The sequence below is a fragment of the Haloarchaeobius lipolyticus genome, assembly GCF_051208015.1.
Classification (GTDB): Archaea; Halobacteriota; Halobacteria; order Halobacteriales; family Natrialbaceae; genus Haloarchaeobius.
The window spans coordinates 1-15,649 of sequence record NZ_JBPKGF010000004.1 but is presented as its reverse complement, the minus strand read 5'-3'; the positions used below and the strand labels follow the sequence as shown (position 1 = coordinate 15,649).

The window sequence follows — 15,649 nt, the reverse complement described above, 5'->3', positions numbered from 1 at the left end:
AATTACTGGTATCGAGGGAGAATGAGCGTACCTCTCACCGCGCAGATTACATGTACATCCGGTCTTCTGACTGCTTCTGGTCCTTCTCTCGCTGGTTCCGCTCATCGAGGTCGTGGTAGTACTGTTCGACCTCCGCCCCGAACGTCGCGAGCGGCGTCGGGTCCGTATCGAGGCCGTACAGCGAGCTGGTCGCCTCGACGAGTCGCACCGCGGCGTCGATGTCCGGCGTCACCGAGCGGACCGGCGTGACCAGCAGACCCACCCGGAGCGGGGAGTCGATTCCCCTGCTCATCAGGCTCGCGTTGACGCCCTCCAGGAAGCCCCGTCCCATCGGCGTGAGCTGCGCGGTCGGGAGCCGATGTTCGTCGCGGTAATCCGCCGTCGCGATGTAGTAGACGAGACGGTCCGTCGGGCCGTGCTTAACAGGGATTCCCGCGAGGACCGTCACCTCCTCGACCGCGTTGTGGTCCGCCCACTCCAGAATCGCCTTCCCGAACGAGTCAGTCGCCCACGGCGGGATGAACAGGTCGTTGACCAGGACGGTGACTCCGGACCCGCCGTCGGCGAAGAGACGCGAATGATGTCTCGGGGCTCCCTCCTCGAACGGTGTGAACGGGGGGAGCGTCTCCGCGACGATGTGCCCGATCTGCTCCAGCTCCAGTTCCTGTACCAGGAACTCCGCCGCGACGAGCCCTGCGAGCCCAGAGCCCGAGAACCCGGCGATGAGCGTGGGAGTAGGCGTCTCGTCGTGGGAGATGTGGAACGGCTGTCCCTCTCCTGACGGAAGGTCCATACAGATTCTACGTCGTCAGCGAGAATAGCGGTTGTCCGGGGGTTACGCGCCGAAGGGATGACGAGCGGGTCGACCGGTCGAGCCATCCTCCTCGATATGCCCGTTCACGACCTACTAGACGGGGAGCACCGATGAGCAGTCACGAAAAACTACACCATAGCCCGCTCGTCGTCGACGAGATACAGAACAACCCGATGGGCCGGGACGTGAAGCGTCTGGACGACGAGTTCGTCTCCTTCGAGAACTCGGGGCTCGAGGTGATGGACATCGCCGGGTGGACCGTGGAGAACGAGGCCGGCGACGTGTACACCTTCCCCGACCGGACGATACTCGAGCCGGGAGCCCGCATCACCCTTCACAGCGGACCGGGCATCGACACCGATACCGACTACTACTGGGGCTCGCGGGAGCCCATATGGGGGAATCTGGGCGATACGGTCCTCGTTCACGACCAGAAGGGGGTACTCAGGATACGCGAGACGTACAACGAGTAGCTTTCGGCGGCTAACCGCCACTCTCGTCGACAACGGGAACGACGACGGTCACGGCCGACACGCCTTCTTCCGTCGTCACGGTGAGATCGACCGCCACTGCGAGGACGGTCGTCTCACCGGCTCGTTCCTGCACCACAACACCCCGTGACGCCTCGCAGGCCCCGAACCGCCGGTTCGGCCCGGACGGGCAGTTCGCGGCGGCCCACGCCCGCGCGGCAGACCCGTCGACCGACACCTGGTAGGCGACGCCAGCAGCGACTCGTGACGCTTCGAGCCCAGCGAACTCGGGTGCCAGCGCCGTTCGGACGTCGTCGACGACGGCCGCTCGGTCGCCCCACGGCCGCCCGCCCGCATCGCTTCCGGCTTCGTGGACGGCTCGCTCCAGGACGCGAACCCCGTCATGAACCGGGCGTGTGGGGTCTTCAGCCGCCGCCACGTCTGGATGTGCACCGAGTTGCAGGTACGCCAGGGCGAGTGGAACGAGCGCGACGACGAGGACACCAGCAGCCGTCAGCACGAGCTGTGCTCGCCGGTTCATACGTACCACACCGTGATGGTCACGTCTCCGTTCGCGGTCGGAACCGTAGCGACGCCGACCGAGACGCCCGCCGGGACCCGGTATCCGACCGACCCGTGAGGGGTCTCGACGTGATAGAGCAGGTTGTCCGGGAGGATACGCCCAACTCGGCGTTCGAGCGCGGCTTGCTCCCGGTCGAAGGCCGCCTCGGACGCGACCACCTCGGTCAGCCGCGTCGAGCCGCCGTGTCTCGGTGGTTCGCCGGCGAGTACCGTCACCGCGTCCGTCGCGTAGGTGTCCAGCTGTGCTTCGCTCGTGTCGGCATCGGCGACTGGGAGCGCGAACAACGTAACGACGCCGAGCACCAGCAACACGCCGATCCCCGCTTCGACAGCGGGGAGCGAGAGCTGAGCCCGTCCACGAGTCGCGTCCCTCACCGACCGTCACCCCTTCGGTCCACCGTCACGACCAGCATCGCCTTCGTGGTGCTCGTCGGGAAGTACGTCACCTCGACGTCCCCTGCCGCGAGCGTCCCGGTCGAGTCGAACGAGAGCCGCGTCGTCTCGAACCGTGAGGTCTGGACCGCGATTCGACCCGACAACCCGGCTGGGTCGTGCAGGACGACCCGTCCGTTCGCCCGAACGGTGGTGATACTCGTTCCGGGCCGCGGCTGCAGGTCGACGACGACGCGGTCGGTCCGTCTCGGGAGGGTCACCGCCCGTCCGGCGGCGAACGTCGGCGTTACCGACTCCGTCGTCTCGCGCTCGACGAGGACGATCCGTCGGACCGTCGCCCCACCCGTCGCGTCCCCTGACGAGGCCAGCAACCGGTCGTCCAGTCGAATCTCTACGTCGTGTCCAGCAGCGACGGGGAGTCGTTCACCCAACGTCGTCTCGTTCAGCGCCTCGATCGCCACGCTGTCGAGGACGTTCGCCCGGGTCGAGAACGGGCCATCCGCGGCGACGAGACGGTTCGAGAGTGAGACGGCCAACCGTTGCTCTGGGGCGTCGCGGTCTGCACCCGCGAGTGCCCCGTCCGCGACGGCCAGCGCCACACCCAGGACGGCCGTCAGTGCGAGGAGGGCCACGCCGACCGCGATGAGGTTCGCCTGCCCTCGATCACGTCGTTTCATCCGCCATCACCCCGCTCGAGTCGGACGACCACGCCGCCCGGCTCGTCTTCGACGACGACGACCGCAGGTTCGAGACTCGACCAGTTCCCCTCGACACGGAGCACGTGGTCTGGGAGCGAAAGCCGGAGTTCGTCGTGTACAGCTGGGTCCGGATGCACGACGAGCAGTCGGTTCCCGTCGGCCCGTATCGAGTACGGCTCCGAACGGATCGTCGTCGGGAGGTCGACCCGCTGGCGAACCGAGACGCGAGACACGTTCGGTGGCACCGCAACCTCGATCCGCTGGGCGGCAGCCGAGAGGGTTCGGTCCGCGACCTCGTCCCCGGCACTGGAGCGGTAGTCCGGAACGACGCCGGCGTAGAGCGTCGAGGTGAGCAGACCGAGATACAGCAGGACCAGACTGGTCTCGAGCGCCTTCGCGACGACCGGCGAGACGCCACGGTCGTCACGCATCGGAGTTCCTCTCCGGGGGTTGCAGCCTCGGGGACCGGGCGTCATCACCGCCGACGCCGGTGCGTCTGTCGATACTGGCTTCGGCGCGCTCGTCGTCTCTCCCGTCGTCCCCGACGTCGAGCCGCATCGAGTGGACGACGAAGTAGGCGACCCGGTCGCCGTCGAACGTCGCGATGGTGCTCTCGACGCCGTCGCCGTCGATATCGCGGCTCGTGACGGTCGCTCCCATCTCTTCGAAGTGAGTCCGCCACGCTGCAGGCGTCTCCGTCTCGACGGCGAGACGATAGGTGTCCTCGGGGAGCGTCCGGCGGCTGTGAGAGACGTTCGTCGCGAGTGTGACGGGCTGTCCGCCGATGCTGACCGCCGCTCGTTCGTCGAGGGTCGCGACGCCGACGACGAGAACACCGTCTCCGGGCGCTGCGACGAACGGGGGTGCGCGAGCCATCCGTGCGCCGGGGCCGTCGCCGCGGACGATGCCGCCGGAGAGGAAGGTCACCCGTTGACCACCCGACTCGTAGACGAGCGCGTCCGCCTCGACCGATTCGACGGTCCCCGAGTCGTTGAGGAGTCTGACCGTTCTGGAGACGGTTCGGAGACGCCCGTCCGTCGCGTGAAGGTCGCCGACGTGGGACCCCGTCACCTGGACGGGGCGGAGCGCCGCGTCCATCCCGTCGATGACGCGGCTGGCGTCCGCGGACGCAGCGCCTTCCTCCACGGCGACACCGATGCTCGCCGTGAGTGCACCGAGTGCGACGACCGTGATGCCGAGCAGGAGCGCCACTCCGATGACGTTCGACTGACCCCGTTCGTCGGCGACACCGGTCATATCATCCCGGCCCCCCGGAAGACCACGTGCGTCACGAGCACCAGCGCGCTCGAGTGCAAGAGCGCGTCGTACCAGCCGCGGTTCGCGACGCCGGCGAACCAGCCGCAGGCGAGCATCGTCGACTGGGTCACGACGAAGAACCGGAAGTGCTCGCGGTCGAGCTGGACTGCGTCGGAATCGAGGACGAAGCCGCTTCCGGGCGTGGAGACGGTCGAGAGCTGGACGAAGCTGTCGAGAACGTAGGTGTTGACCGCGACCATGATGCCGACGATGAGTAGGGCCACGGTCCAGCCGATGGCGACGTAGACGAACATCGCGTTCTGGAGCGACTTCTTCTCGTGGTAGAGCCGACCGACCTCGGTCTGGAGGGTGTCGAAGACGGTCTCGACGTCGCTCCCGGCATCGAGCGCGCCCGTCACGAGCCCCATCGTCTGCTCCGCGAGCGGAGTTCCGACGCGGGTGACGAACCGGGCGAGCGCTGCGGCTCGGAGGTCACCGTCGCGCGTCGTCAGGTTCGCGTTGAACGCCAGGTCGGCGACGTCCGCGTCGAGTGCGCCGAGGTCGACGTCCCGGGCGACGAGCGCGACCGCCTGTGCGAACGGCCGACCGAGGGCGACGTGGCCGGAAACCGCGTGGACGAAGTCCTTTATCTCCCGGTCCTTCGCGTCGTCGACCCGGGTTCGCCGAATCGCCACGAGGCCGACCGGAAGCGCGTACGCGACGTACGTGAGCAGGACCGCCGAGAGCGGCCGTTCACCAGCGACGAAGACGACGAGACCGAACAGGAGCGACGGGACGACCCAGACGACGGCCGCGCTCGCCGGGTTGGTCGTCGCCGTCGCGAGCGTCGCCAGCACTCCGGGTGGCCGAATGTAGGTGGGTGACCCGGTCGGCGGCCGAAGCTGTGCGACGAGAACCGCTGCACACCAGCCGACCACGAGCACGAATCCGGCGGACCCGTAGACGAGGACCGCACGCGGTGTGACGGGTCCGACGGGCGACGGCGTCGGCTGGTTCAACCCCGGCGTCAGGATACTCATCACGGTGAGGACGATGACGAGCAACGCCGGAAGGACGAGCAGGACGATGAACAGCTCCGCGAGCAGTTCGAGGACGTCTTCGGCCCGGTCTCGGTCGCGGGTCTGGCGGTGGCCGAGCATCCGCGCTTCCATCCGCAGGTAGCTCGTCAGCTCGTCAGTTCCCTGGTCGGCGTGTTCGCGGAACTTGAGCAGGAACGGCGCGAGGGTGTCCCGGGACGGCGTATCCCGGGCGACGATCCGGAGTCCGGCGTCGAGGCTCCCCGTGAGTTCGGCTTTGTTGAGCACCGTCCGTGCCGCGACGGCCGTCTCGCCGTACGCCTCCCGGTTCGCCGCGACCTTCCCGAGCATGGCTCGCTGGTCGTCGCTCCCGGTCGAGAGCGCCCGCAGGTACCGGACGGCGCTCGGGAGGGTCCGGTCGATGTCGGCCCGTCTGGCGGACGCCACCCAGCGCAGGTACCGCCCACCGAGCCGCCGTGTCGCTACCTTCGACGTGGCACCGACGCCGAGGCCGACACCGCAAGCCACGACCGGCGACGGGAGGCTCGGAACCAGCCCTGGCGTGACGAGCGGCGTCCCCAGGGAGAGGAACTCCGCCGCCGTCGCGACCGTGGATTCCGCGAGCGCGAGCGTCAGACCGCAACCAGCGAGGAATCCGAGCAGTGCGGCGAGCCACGAGAGTGCGTACACACGGGAGACGTAGAGGTCGAACGGTACCTCGATGGCCGTGCCGCGGTAGTGGTCGCGGTCGGCGTCGTGCCGTCGACGGTCGGCGTGGCGGGAGAACAGGACGTAACAGAGCCGGTCGAGGAGACGGGTACGGTCGCTCGGCTGGTGGACGCTCGCACTCAGTGAATCGCCGTCGCCGACGTCCCGCGGACGAGGCTCCGTGGTGTAGCTCACGCCGACCTCCCGGCTCGCACCCGTTCGACCGTCGCCGTCTCGTCCGTCCGGAGGTCACAGAGGAAGCCGAACAGCTCGTCGAAGTCGCTGTAATCCGTCTCGACGAGGTACTGAACGTACCGGTGTTTGCGCCGGAACTCCGCTTCGACCTCGGCGACGGGGCGGTTGGTCCGGGCTGCCAGCGATTCGAAACTCCGGAGGTCGCACCGGGAGGTCGTCACGTCGTGGAGATCGGGGTCTGCGTATCCGAACTCGAACGTCCCCTCCGTGGTCCGACGGAACACCTGGTTCCAGTAGACCTCGGTTCCGGCCTTCTCGACGACGCCGCAGCGGCCGCTGCATCGCTCGTAGGCCTCGGCCGAGACGAACTCGACCGCTTCGCCGACGTACCGTTCGCCGCCGACGTGCTTCGGGAAGACGACGAGGTCGAGTTCCCGGAGAAGATAGGGCGGGAGGCCCTGTTCGACGACGCGGTTGACGAGCTTCTCGACGCTCTCTGCGTGGGTCGTTCCCAGCAGGCCGTGGCCGGTGTTGAGCGACTCGGCGAACGTCGAGAACGAAGCCGGCGTGTTTATCTCCGCGATGACCTCCACGTCGGGATTGAGGTAGTACTCAGCATTTCTGTTCATACAACGCAAACACTATGGGGGAAGGGTGTCTAGCCGTAGACAGATGGGAGAGAAGACTACCGTCGCTTTCCGTATCGATGAAGCAGTGAAAAAGGAATGGGAGGAAGCCGCTGAAAGTCCCGAATATAACAGTCTTAGCCACCTAATCCGCTTATCCGTCCAGAGAGAGATTGCTGGGTCTGGTTCCTCGACGACACCTACGGACGAGGTTCCCGGTGCCGATGAAGAAGTGCTGCATTCCCTCACCCACATCGAAAACATGGTTGAGGAAGTCAAGGATGAGATCGACGCAATCGGCAGGGAAACTAGTTCCGTGGCACGCTTTGATTTCGAACAGGTACTTCTCGAAATCCTACCCACTGCTCCCGAAACCTATTCTCCGGCTAGCAAACATGATCCAGACCCACCCACAGTAGGAGAAACACCCCGCACAGTAGCTGGGAAGATTAACTCCGATACGAGTATCGTCAAAGAGACTCTGGAGGGGTTAGATAAGAAAATTGGTAGTGTTCGGTCCTCCGCTGGATACTACTGGAGGGCAGAATGATGGATACGTTGGAAATTGTGGAGGAGTTCCAACGCAGGCAGGAAACTAAGAAGGCCGAAAGCACTGCATACAGTTACTCACGCACCGCAAAGGAGTGGGCTGATTGGTTGGAGAATCCGGGGAAAAGGGAATACGACCGGAATCATCGTCGACGGGAACCGAAGAAACTGTGGGAAGCTGATACCGGTGACCTGAGAGTATTCCTTCGCTCCCAGCTCGACAGCGGGTTATCAGGTGGTACGGTACGGAATCGGAGATGGGCGATTGCGACCCTCTACAAAGAGATGGGCGAGATGGTGGAGGAGGACTATCCAATCCCTGAGTTCGAGAACCCAGCCTCCGACCTCGATGTATCCGATTGGCAGGCGCTTAAGGTCGACTCGAAGAAGCAGCAACAGCTGAAGGAAGTGTACTATCTCAGTCCGGAAGAAATCGAAAAGTTGGCTGAGAATGCCCCCTCCCCGATCCTCAGGAATGAGCTAATAATTCGTCTGCTCTACCAGACTGGTCTTCGTCGAGGGGAGTTGGCAGAAACGAGATTGCAGGACGTCGACACCAACGAGCGCTCGATCAACGTTCACGCTCAGAAAACCCATCTGAACCGAACAGTCTACTATCAGCCTTCACTGGACACGTTGATCGCACGGTGGATAAACGTGGAGAGACGGGCATTGGTCACTGCTGGTAGCGATTATCTGTTCCCGACGTATAAGACTGAACAGATTTCGCCGAAGCAGGTGAGTCGAACGGTGAAAAAAGCCGCTAAGGCCGCGGGTTTACAGTCCCCTGTCTACACCAACGCTGCGGGTCAAGAGCAGATGAAGGTGACTGCCCACGTTCTCAGGCATAGTTTCGCGGTACAGAGTCTGAAGAATGGTATGGACACTCGAACTCTCCAGAAGCTCTTAGGTCACGCTAAGATCGACACAACCGAGCGGTACCTTCGACTCGCAAAGTCCGACATCAAGGAGAGTGTGAGACGGTATGGGGCAGGTTCAGAATAGGTTTTGCTAGCCGTCACCTCCTTTCGTCGCAATGACGGCCACAGTATCACAAGCATTAATTTTTTATATTCCGATACTAATGGTATACTATGAATCCGGGCCGGATAATCGCAGGCGTCGCAATGGCGTACTTCGTATTCGACTTCCTCCTTTGGAACGGAGGCCTCGTAAACCCCAGCGTCGTGAGTCGAATTCTCTCAGTTGGTATGATCGCCCCATTCTGACCCACTCCACTGGACTGGTTCTCCTGACTTTCAGTATTCGGCCCTTCTCGTAGGCCGACTCTCTCCTTCTTTCCCCTGTAGTCCCCTTTCCTTTCCCTCGCGAAGAAAGACATTCAAACACTCCCTATCCTATCCCCTGTAGTCCCCTTTCCTTTCTCTCTTTTCCGGATGCTATCGTTCCCTTCGGTCACAAGATAGCACAGTAACTCAATTCTATGCGACTCAATGCATCGAGGCGGTGGGTTACCCTAGCATTTTCTGTGATTTGCTGGGTCTCCATACAGCCAGTATTCTCAATTCCACCCCAACGGAAAATCGGAGTGAACCCACCCATCCATCAAAATCGCTGAGCAGTACCACAGCGGGTTCCTGTCGCCAGACGATGGTTACCCTTCAGAGAGACAGCGACCCTCTTAGAAGACATTCTGTGAGTTTCTAGAGGCTTCTGTGGACAAATCGGAGATGGAATCCAGCATTTTTGCAGAGGCGGTCACCAAATTGCCACATTCTGGACGTACCTCAATGTTCTAACCGGGCATGGTCTCGCCAGTCGATGAGGTAGTGGTTCCTTCCGACAGTTGCTTAGAGGCCGTCGCTCCACCGGTCGCGGAGACGGCATAGATTATTATGTGTCGAAACCCACACCTATCGTATGTTCGACCAGTACAGGGCTTTCCGGAACAACTTGGCAAAGCTCCACCGGTGGTGGAAGCGAAAGAACCCTCGCCAATCTCCTCTCAATGGACGATTCGTGAGTTCAGGGACAGAACGAGTACTGATTGTATTTTTCCGTACTACAGATGCAATTGTTTCTCTATTATATACAATAGTATTTGGTAGTTTGTCCATTTTGGCCCAATTCGTTACTGGAACATTCTCAGACCTGTGGAACTCCCCTACGCATCACACAAAAGATCTGGCAACCTCGATGTACTCGATTACATCGAAATTCGTCCACTGGTGTTGGAGATTCACGTTGAGCCTGATAGATTGGTGCATTGATGTAGGGAAGTGGATTTGGGGGAGACTTCGCTCAGTCAGGGGCTAAAGCAATGTTTGCGTTGTATTTACACAGTTGAGGGGTTGAGGTAGTTCGCCTCCGTCATCAGGTCGGCCATCGTCACGGCCTTGAACTCGTTCTCGTGGTCCCGCGTGGTCAGCGAGATACCGGTCTCGTGCGGGAGCCGAACCTCGCGCGAACCCTCGTCCATGCTGATGGGTCGGTCGTCGAAGGGGACGAACGGCATGTGGGCGTTCATCAGCGTCGTCTTCCCCGCGCCGGTCGGTCCCGAGAAGAGCACGACGCCGTGGTGCTCGTACAGCATCCAGAGCAACGTGACGAGATCGACCGAGACGGAGTCGGCCTGGACCAGGTCTATCGGCGTGAGGGCGTCCGGTGCCTGTTTCCGGATGGAGATGTGGGGGCCATCCTCGGAGATGACCGGTAGTGCGACCGCACAGCGGATTGTCACGTCGTCGTCGACCTCCGCGGGCCGGAGGTTGACCTTCGCGGAGGGGTTCGAGGCGTTGAGCTCGACGCCGTCGGCAGCGGCTAACTGGGTAACGACGTTGACGAACGCGGCTTCGTCTTCGAAGACGAGGTTCGTCGGGACCCGCCCGTCGTGACCGAGTGACGTTCTGGGGACGACCTTGACTCGCTCGCCCACGCGGTTCGCCTCGACGTCTTCGAGATGTGGGTCGCGGATGGGGATGGTGAGCTGGCCCTGACCGACGTAGTCGCGAACGACGTAGTAGATGAGGTCCGCGAGTCTTCCCTCGTCGTACCGGCCATCGACCGGTGGGACGCCCATCCCCGCGTCGGCCATCGCTTCGCGGAGGCGATGACCGGTCGCGTCGAACCAGGCACTCGCGTTCACCGCGCTCAGCTGGCGGGAGAGGAACCGTTCGGCTCGCTCGCGGATGAACGCGGTCCGGTCGTCGACGACGTGGGCGACGTTCGTCTCCCATATCCTGTCCTTGCACTCCTCGATGAGCGCTTCGTCACCCGGTAGCAGCCCGGGTTCGAGGACGGCGTACTTCGTCGCGAAGGCGTCCGAGCCGATGAGGTTCTCCTCGTACAGGACGACCGGTACGTCGAAGCCGCGGAAGGACACCTCGTAGGTCGCGAGCCGTTCGCTGGCGAAGCGGTCGAGGTGTTGCACGTCCGGCGGTAAATCGGTCCGCGCGGGTGCGTAATCGGTCGTGTGGACGGAGAGCTGGTCGCCGCTCGGGTCTGCGACCTCGATTCTGTCGTCGAGGGCGAGCGGCGTGAGGTGGCCGAGACACGCGACGTCCCGGACCACGTGATAGTGTATCCGTCGTCGGGCGGCGGGCGTCCCCACCGCGAGCCGGTCGATGACGTGCTCGTACTTCGGCTCCAGTCCATCGCGCATCCGGGCCGCAGTTCCCTCCCTGGTCCGGGGAAGCCTGATGTTCGCACGGGCGAAGTGGGTGCGGATTCGGTCGACGACGGCGTGCTCGGCCGGGGCCAGTGACGGTTCGCGGACCGAGTACTCGAAGCGGCCGTCCGTCTCCCGGATAGTCGCGACGGTGTCCAGTCCGAGCGAGTCCTGCGCACGGACGTCGGGCGCGTACCACGCGTCGGCGTCGCCCGGGGGAATCGGTGGCGGAACGCGCCCGTCGGTCGCGGCGGGTTCCGGACCACCGTCGTCGCCGGGCAGTTCGAGCGTGGATACGTCGGGCATTGCAGTATATTGCGGCAAATTACTACTTAAATTCTTGCTGTTTGATTTTGTTTTATACTTTTGAGATACGAGTCTAATGGTGTATCGAGGGACGAACGTTCCTCATCGAACGCAAGACGTCCATCTTCACGAGGTTCGAGGACACACCCCGCAGATCGAAACAAAGTCTAGGTTCGAGTTTGGCTATCTCGATTACTATGACGGAAAGTGCCCTTGCGAAGTCGCACCCACCTTCTTTAAAACCACTAAAACCTCTACAATTAGTAACATAGCAGAGTACACAAGTGTTGAGACGTAAGAAATTGTAATGACAAAGGAAAATTGTAAGTAATATAATATCATGTCCACCGATACAAATCAGGAGATTGTGTTGCGATGAATATTATGAACAGAAGAGCATTGATGACCAATGCAGTGGCAGTAGGAATGTCAGGTTTCGCTGCAGGATGTATCGGTGGCGGTGAATCTCCCTCCCTCATTGTCGAGGATGTTTCACTCGAGCAGGCGAACGGTGCTCTGCTAGTACGCGTTCTCGTTTCAAATTCCGGCTCAGCAGTAGGTGACACAACTGCCAAAGGGCGTCTCCAATACAATGGGAACGAAATTGGCACAAAGGAGAAAGAGATGTCAATAAACCCTTCGAGTCAGAGTGAGGCGGTGTTCACGTTCGAATCGCATTCTGAGGACCGATCGATAGAGAATTATACGGCATCAGGGAAGATATCCAATTCAGACTGGGTCACCGCAGACGGCTGATTGCCAAGAACAACGTCACCGCCACGAGTCCACCCAAGAAGAAGGCCAGCTCTGGCGGGAGCGTCCAGGCGACCGACTCGGCAGCGGCTGTCGCCGGCGGCGCCGATGAGGCCCCGTCGGCGAACGCCTCCGCAGCCGGGGCGACTCTCGGAGACTCGGCGGCCTCGAGTGCCCGCGCAGCGAGCCAGTCCAGCGCCTGCCCGAGGGCGAGACTCGCCGCGCCGAGGAACAGGACGACTGCAAACACCCGCTTCAGCAGTTCGGACAGGATGCCACGGTCCTCGTGGCTACTGGCCATGACGAGCAGCGCCCGCGAACTGGGCGCGTAGACCTTCATCGGCGCGCCCTTCTCCGAGTACCACGTCTCGACGACCTCGATGAGGCCGGCGTTCTCCATGTTCGTGAGGTGGTAGTGGATGTTCTGGAGCGTCGTCCCGGTGACCTCTTTCAGGTCGGTGGGCGAGTGCGGTTCGTCGTAGAGCGCCTCGAGAATCGCTCGTGCGGTGGCACTCGAGAGGGTCGCGAACACCTCGTCGGCCACCTCGTCGGTGAGCCCGACGAGCTTCGACCCGGCCGGCTCGTGGGTGACGGGACGTTTGAACGGGAAGACGCGGCTCATTGGTGTATCAAGGTCGTCTGCAGGTATTCGGATTCCGATGTATCAAAGCGGTACTGAAGGGGGCTGGAGATGGTCGGCTGGAACGGCCGATGGCACTGACCGAGACCTCAGAGGGGGATAGCGAACAGTCGCGCGAAGATGCGGAACAGAGCGGCCCGAACTCGCTCGAAGACGCTGACAGTGACGTCACGGGCGGGTGAGGCAGAGGCTGCTTCCTGGCCAGCAGCTGCGGCTTCCTGGCCAGTTGCCGCTTCAGAACCGAGGCTCCATGCGTCACCGTCGGCGGTCTGTTCGACAGCGGGGCTGTACTCGGCACTCGGCGCGTCGACCGATGGCGAGTCAGCCACGGTCGACGGTGAGTCAGCCACCGTCGGCGCTGGACCAGGGACCGGGTCGACGAGCGTCGCCGGGAGTTCACAGGGCTCCCGGATGCAGTAGATGACCACGTCGTCGGGGTCCTGTCTGGGCTCCGGCTTCGCTGGGAGTGGCTCGCGGTCGACCCACTGGTCGTCAGGGTCGAGCGGGAGTGGCTCAGCAGCGGGCGGCATGGGCCACGGTTCCGTCGGTATCGGTTCCCCAGTTGGTGGCATTGGCCAGGGGTCCGTCGGTATCGGCTCACCGGCCGGAGGCATTGGCCACGGCTCCGTAGGAATCGGCTCGTCTTTCACCTCGTTCTCCCGCTCGTCGACGGCTTCGGACTCGTCGTCATCGACGGCCTCGGACTGGTTCATCGGCGGTGCGTCGCTCCCGTCCGGGAGGACGGCGTCACCGGTCGACGCCTCGGTGCCGCTCGACGCGCCCCAGCCCTCCCCGTTGCACGGGCTGTCGACGCCGACGACGCAGACGCCGAACCGGCCCTCCGCTTGCTCTTCTGTCGCGATGGCTGTCGTCCCGCCCGTACCGACGATAAGCAGTACCGTCAGCAGGAGTGTGACTCCGACTCTCGCTCGTCTCATCACCTACCCTATGCGACGAACGTATAAGGAGTCAATCAAGTATCAAACCGGGCTTTGAACCTCGGTTACGATGTCACCTATCGGTACGCAGGCTAGCCCACAGTACATTGGGACCAGAATCAACACGGTTCCGTCCATGTTCACTGGTATGCGACGTACCTCTCTGGCGACAATCCTCGTCGTGGTGGTGGTGGCACTCGCCGGCTGTGCGGGTGGCCTCACCGGCGGCGATTCGACCGAGAAGCCCTCCAGATCGGCGACCTCTCCTCAGACGACGACCGCCGATACGGACACACCGACCCGGACGACGACCAAGCCGTACACGCCGACCGCGACCCCGACCGCGACCGCCGTCCCGACCACGGCAGCGTACTCCGAACCGCGTCCGGTCAACCGGCCCTTCCAGGAGGCCGAAACCGGAACGGACCACCTCAAGAGCGCGAAAATCGTGAACGAGGTCGACGCCGATGGTGACGGCGCCGTCTCCGACTTCGACATCTACGTCACCGGGAACACCTCGTGGGATAACGTCGACCCGGTGGACGCCGGCGACGCCCGCGGGGAGCCGTTCCTCATCGTCGAGATAAACGGTGAGTACGTCGAGCGGACCGACTACACCGATTTCGACGAGAACATGGAGTACACCATCGACGTCCACCCCGGCGGTCTGAAGCAGTTCGAGGACGGCGAGCTCGACGTGAAGGTCTACCTGCTGGACCAGGACAAGAAGCACGACGACATCTTCGGCACCTGGTCGACGACCGTCGAGTACGAGCAAGAGGAGTCGAGCGGGAACGAGTCCGCCGTGGCGTCGAACTGAGCCGAGCGCGCCGAGCAAAACTCGTCGTTCGACCTCCGAACGCTCCAGAAATCAGATTCTCCTGTTATTTCAGGCCAACCCTTATATGTTGTGGTCCGATAGTGACCAACTAATGTATTCGGACGGCCGACGGCGTGGGCGACGGTTGGCACCGGACGGTGGTCAGGTCACCGATGTCGCGGGGGACGAACGCGCCGACGAGCAGGTCATCCTCGTCGCAGACGACGACGTCGACCTCGCCGTCACCATCAAACTCTGGCTCCAGGAGGAGTACACCATCGAGATGGCACACGACGGGTCCGAAGCGCTCGAGGTATACGGCCCACACGTCGACGTCATCCTGCTCGACCGGCGGATGCCGACGATGTCCGGCGACGAGACGCTCGAGCAGTTCAGGGAACGCGGCGTGACGGCGCCGATCGCGATGATGACGGCGGTCGACCCGGAGTGGGACGTGGCCGAGCTCGACCTCGATACCTACCTCCGGAAGCCCGTCCGTCGCGAGAACGTCGTCGATGCGGTCGACGGTCTCGTCCAACGGGCGGCGTTCCCGGAAGACGACCTCAGACGCGCGTTCGCCATCGGCTCGAAGCTTCGCGTGCTCCAGAGGAACTACACTGCGGAGGAGCTGTTCGAGAACGAGCAGACGCGGCAGCTGGGACTGGAGTTCCAGGAGATCCACGACCGTACCGACGCCGGGCGGGACACCCTCGACGACGAGATGCGGGCCGAGTTCGACCGGCTCCGCGCCATCGTCGACGAGATCTGCGATGGGTGAGACGGACGAGGAGACAACTGGAGACGCTACGAGCGACGCCCGAGCCAGTGACCCCGCGGGCGGCCAGCCCGACTCCGACGAGCGGACGATATGCCGGTTCCTGAGCGAGAACCCCGACCGGTGGCCGACCCCTCCCGATGGGACGACGGTGCTCGATGTCTCGACCCTCGATGCCCTCGTCTCGACCCTCGAAACGGCACCCGTCGACGCCGTCGTCTGTGACTGTACGCCCCGGAGCACGGAGACGGTCTTCACCACCGTCACCCTCCTCCGCGAACATCATCCCGACGTTCCGCTATTGCTGTGGACCGCAACCGCCGACGAGCGCGGCGAGCTGGGAGTCCGTGCGAGTCGCCACGACGTGGACGAGTTCGTCACACAACACGTTCTCGACCTCGATGGTGAGGACATCTACGACCGCGTCGAGGTCGCCGCCAGACGGAACGACCGGGACCAC

The 15,649-nt window shown here is 63.0% G+C and carries 16 protein-coding genes and 2 pseudogenes; 7 read left to right on the top strand and 11 right to left on the bottom strand.

Translation table 11 applies throughout. The annotated features are described in order from the left end of the window. Positions 1-46: 46 nt before the first annotated feature. Entirely contained in the window at positions 47-793 is a 747-nt protein-coding gene (locus ACSC1Y_RS12370) for a proteasome assembly chaperone family protein (RefSeq protein ID WP_435335180.1), read from the bottom strand. 131 nt (positions 794-924) lie between these two features. Here ACSC1Y_RS12370 and ACSC1Y_RS12365 point away from each other — a divergent pair, with 131 nt between their 5' ends. Next, positions 925-1,287, top strand: coding sequence for a lamin tail domain-containing protein (locus ACSC1Y_RS12365; RefSeq protein ID WP_435335179.1), 363 nt, complete (start codon positions 925-927; stop codon positions 1,285-1,287). A gap of 10 nt (positions 1,288-1,297) precedes the next feature. On the opposite strand, the gene ACSC1Y_RS12360 is transcribed toward ACSC1Y_RS12365, so the two are convergent. The 7 genes and pseudogenes from ACSC1Y_RS12360 to ACSC1Y_RS12330 form a co-directional block, all read right to left on the bottom strand. Then, a complete protein-coding gene (locus tag ACSC1Y_RS12360) occupies positions 1,298-1,825 on the bottom strand; it encodes a DUF7261 family protein (protein WP_435335178.1) in 528 nt (175 codons plus the stop codon). Continuing rightward, positions 1,822-2,241 (bottom strand): DUF7262 family protein, encoded by a 420-nt coding sequence (locus tag ACSC1Y_RS12355; protein ID WP_435335177.1) that lies wholly within the window; start codon positions 2,239-2,241, stop codon positions 1,822-1,824. The genes ACSC1Y_RS12360 and ACSC1Y_RS12355 overlap by 4 nt, the downstream gene beginning before the upstream one ends. After that, positions 2,238-2,936: a DUF7263 family protein gene (locus ACSC1Y_RS12350; RefSeq protein WP_435335176.1), complete on the bottom strand. Its 699-nt coding sequence runs from the start codon at positions 2,934-2,936 to the stop codon at positions 2,238-2,240. The genes ACSC1Y_RS12355 and ACSC1Y_RS12350 overlap by 4 nt, the downstream gene beginning before the upstream one ends. Further along, the gene (locus ACSC1Y_RS12345) at positions 2,933-3,388 is read right to left on the bottom strand and encodes a DUF7266 family protein (RefSeq protein WP_435335175.1); all 456 of its coding nucleotides are present in this window, start codon (positions 3,386-3,388) and stop codon (positions 2,933-2,935) included. The genes ACSC1Y_RS12350 and ACSC1Y_RS12345 overlap by 4 nt, the downstream gene beginning before the upstream one ends. After that, positions 3,381-4,214 (bottom strand): DUF7289 family protein, encoded by an 834-nt coding sequence (locus ACSC1Y_RS12340; protein WP_435335174.1) that lies wholly within the window; start codon positions 4,212-4,214, stop codon positions 3,381-3,383. Before ACSC1Y_RS12340 ends, ACSC1Y_RS12345 begins: the two co-directional genes overlap by 8 nt. Beyond that, positions 4,211-6,103 carry a type II secretion system F family protein gene (locus ACSC1Y_RS12335; RefSeq protein ID WP_435335780.1) on the bottom strand — a complete coding sequence of 631 codons (1,893 nt, stop codon included), beginning with the start codon at positions 6,101-6,103 and terminating at the stop codon, positions 4,211-4,213. Before ACSC1Y_RS12335 ends, ACSC1Y_RS12340 begins: the two co-directional genes overlap by 4 nt. Positions 6,104-6,150: 47 nt before the next feature. Further along, positions 6,151-6,762: pseudogene (locus ACSC1Y_RS12330) on the bottom strand (secretion system protein); the annotation flags it as partial. A gap of 64 nt (positions 6,763-6,826) precedes the next feature. Here ACSC1Y_RS12330 and ACSC1Y_RS12325 point away from each other — a divergent pair. After that, positions 6,827-7,330 carry a hypothetical protein gene (locus ACSC1Y_RS12325; protein WP_435335173.1) on the top strand — a complete coding sequence of 168 codons (504 nt, stop codon included), beginning with the start codon at positions 6,827-6,829 and terminating at the stop codon, positions 7,328-7,330. Next, positions 7,327-8,334, top strand: a complete 1,008-nt coding sequence (locus ACSC1Y_RS12320) for a tyrosine-type recombinase/integrase (protein ID WP_435335172.1) — start codon at positions 7,327-7,329, stop codon at positions 8,332-8,334. Before ACSC1Y_RS12325 ends, ACSC1Y_RS12320 begins: the two co-directional genes overlap by 4 nt. A gap of 1,303 nt (positions 8,335-9,637) precedes the next feature. Here the strand turns inward: ACSC1Y_RS12320 and ACSC1Y_RS12315 are convergent. Then, positions 9,638-11,263, bottom strand: a pseudogene (locus ACSC1Y_RS12315) (type II/IV secretion system ATPase subunit); the annotation flags it as partial. Between the two features lie 375 nt (positions 11,264-11,638). Between ACSC1Y_RS12315 and ACSC1Y_RS12310 the strand changes: the two are divergent. Beyond that, the gene (locus ACSC1Y_RS12310) at positions 11,639-12,019 is read left to right on the top strand and encodes a hypothetical protein (RefSeq protein WP_435335171.1); all 381 of its coding nucleotides are present in this window, start codon (positions 11,639-11,641) and stop codon (positions 12,017-12,019) included. Here the strand turns inward: ACSC1Y_RS12310 and ACSC1Y_RS12305 are convergent. Together ACSC1Y_RS12305 and ACSC1Y_RS12300 are read right to left on the bottom strand one after the other, a co-directional pair. Next, complete coding sequence (locus ACSC1Y_RS12305; protein ID WP_435335170.1) at positions 12,003-12,638, bottom strand: ArsR/SmtB family transcription factor; 636 nt, start codon at positions 12,636-12,638, stop codon at positions 12,003-12,005. The two genes, ACSC1Y_RS12310 and ACSC1Y_RS12305, sit on opposite strands and share 17 nt — an antisense overlap. A gap of 107 nt (positions 12,639-12,745) precedes the next feature. Next, positions 12,746-13,594 (bottom strand): hypothetical protein, encoded by an 849-nt coding sequence (locus tag ACSC1Y_RS12300; protein ID WP_435335169.1) that lies wholly within the window; start codon positions 13,592-13,594, stop codon positions 12,746-12,748. A 148-nt stretch (positions 13,595-13,742) separates the two neighbouring features. Between ACSC1Y_RS12300 and ACSC1Y_RS12295 the strand changes: the two genes are divergently transcribed. The 3 genes from ACSC1Y_RS12295 to ACSC1Y_RS12285 all read left to right on the top strand — a co-directional run. Further along, a complete protein-coding gene (locus ACSC1Y_RS12295; protein WP_435335168.1) occupies positions 13,743-14,414 on the top strand; it encodes a hypothetical protein in 672 nt (223 codons plus the stop codon). Positions 14,415-14,526: 112 nt separating this feature from the next. Further along, positions 14,527-15,192: a response regulator transcription factor gene (locus tag ACSC1Y_RS12290; protein WP_435335167.1), complete on the top strand. Its 666-nt coding sequence runs from the start codon at positions 14,527-14,529 to the stop codon at positions 15,190-15,192. Further along, positions 15,185-15,649, top strand: a 465-nt coding sequence (locus ACSC1Y_RS12285) for a response regulator (protein WP_435335165.1), incomplete at its 3' end; no start/stop codon positions are given. The genes ACSC1Y_RS12290 and ACSC1Y_RS12285, both read left to right, overlap by 8 nt.

Excerpts from the sequence above, each read along its gene's own strand:
- ACSC1Y_RS12325 (WP_435335173.1), top strand. The coding sequence starts at position 6,827 with ATGGGAGAGAAGACTACCGTCGCTTTCCGTATCGATGAAGCAGTGAAA.
- ACSC1Y_RS12365 (WP_435335179.1), top strand. The coding sequence starts at position 925 with ATGAGCAGTCACGAAAAACTACACCATAGCCCGCTCGTCGTCGACGAG.
- ACSC1Y_RS12305 (WP_435335170.1), bottom strand. The coding sequence starts at position 12,638 with ATGAGCCGCGTCTTCCCGTTCAAACGTCCCGTCACCCACGAGCCGGCC.
- ACSC1Y_RS12360 (WP_435335178.1), bottom strand. The coding sequence starts at position 1,825 with ATGAACCGGCGAGCACAGCTCGTGCTGACGGCTGCTGGTGTCCTCGTC.
- ACSC1Y_RS12310 (WP_435335171.1), top strand. The coding sequence starts at position 11,639 with ATGAATATTATGAACAGAAGAGCATTGATGACCAATGCAGTGGCAGTA.
- ACSC1Y_RS12370 (WP_435335180.1), bottom strand. The coding sequence starts at position 793 with ATGGACCTTCCGTCAGGAGAGGGACAGCCGTTCCACATCTCCCACGAC.
- ACSC1Y_RS12350 (WP_435335176.1), bottom strand. The coding sequence starts at position 2,936 with ATGAAACGACGTGATCGAGGGCAGGCGAACCTCATCGCGGTCGGCGTG.
- ACSC1Y_RS12340 (WP_435335174.1), bottom strand. The coding sequence starts at position 4,214 with ATGACCGGTGTCGCCGACGAACGGGGTCAGTCGAACGTCATCGGAGTG.
- ACSC1Y_RS12300 (WP_435335169.1), bottom strand. The coding sequence starts at position 13,594 with ATGAGACGAGCGAGAGTCGGAGTCACACTCCTGCTGACGGTACTGCTT.
- ACSC1Y_RS12290 (WP_435335167.1), top strand. The coding sequence starts at position 14,527 with ATGTATTCGGACGGCCGACGGCGTGGGCGACGGTTGGCACCGGACGGT.
- ACSC1Y_RS12345 (WP_435335175.1), bottom strand. The coding sequence starts at position 3,388 with ATGCGTGACGACCGTGGCGTCTCGCCGGTCGTCGCGAAGGCGCTCGAG.
- ACSC1Y_RS12320 (WP_435335172.1), top strand. The coding sequence starts at position 7,327 with ATGATGGATACGTTGGAAATTGTGGAGGAGTTCCAACGCAGGCAGGAA.
- ACSC1Y_RS12295 (WP_435335168.1), top strand. The coding sequence starts at position 13,743 with ATGCGACGTACCTCTCTGGCGACAATCCTCGTCGTGGTGGTGGTGGCA.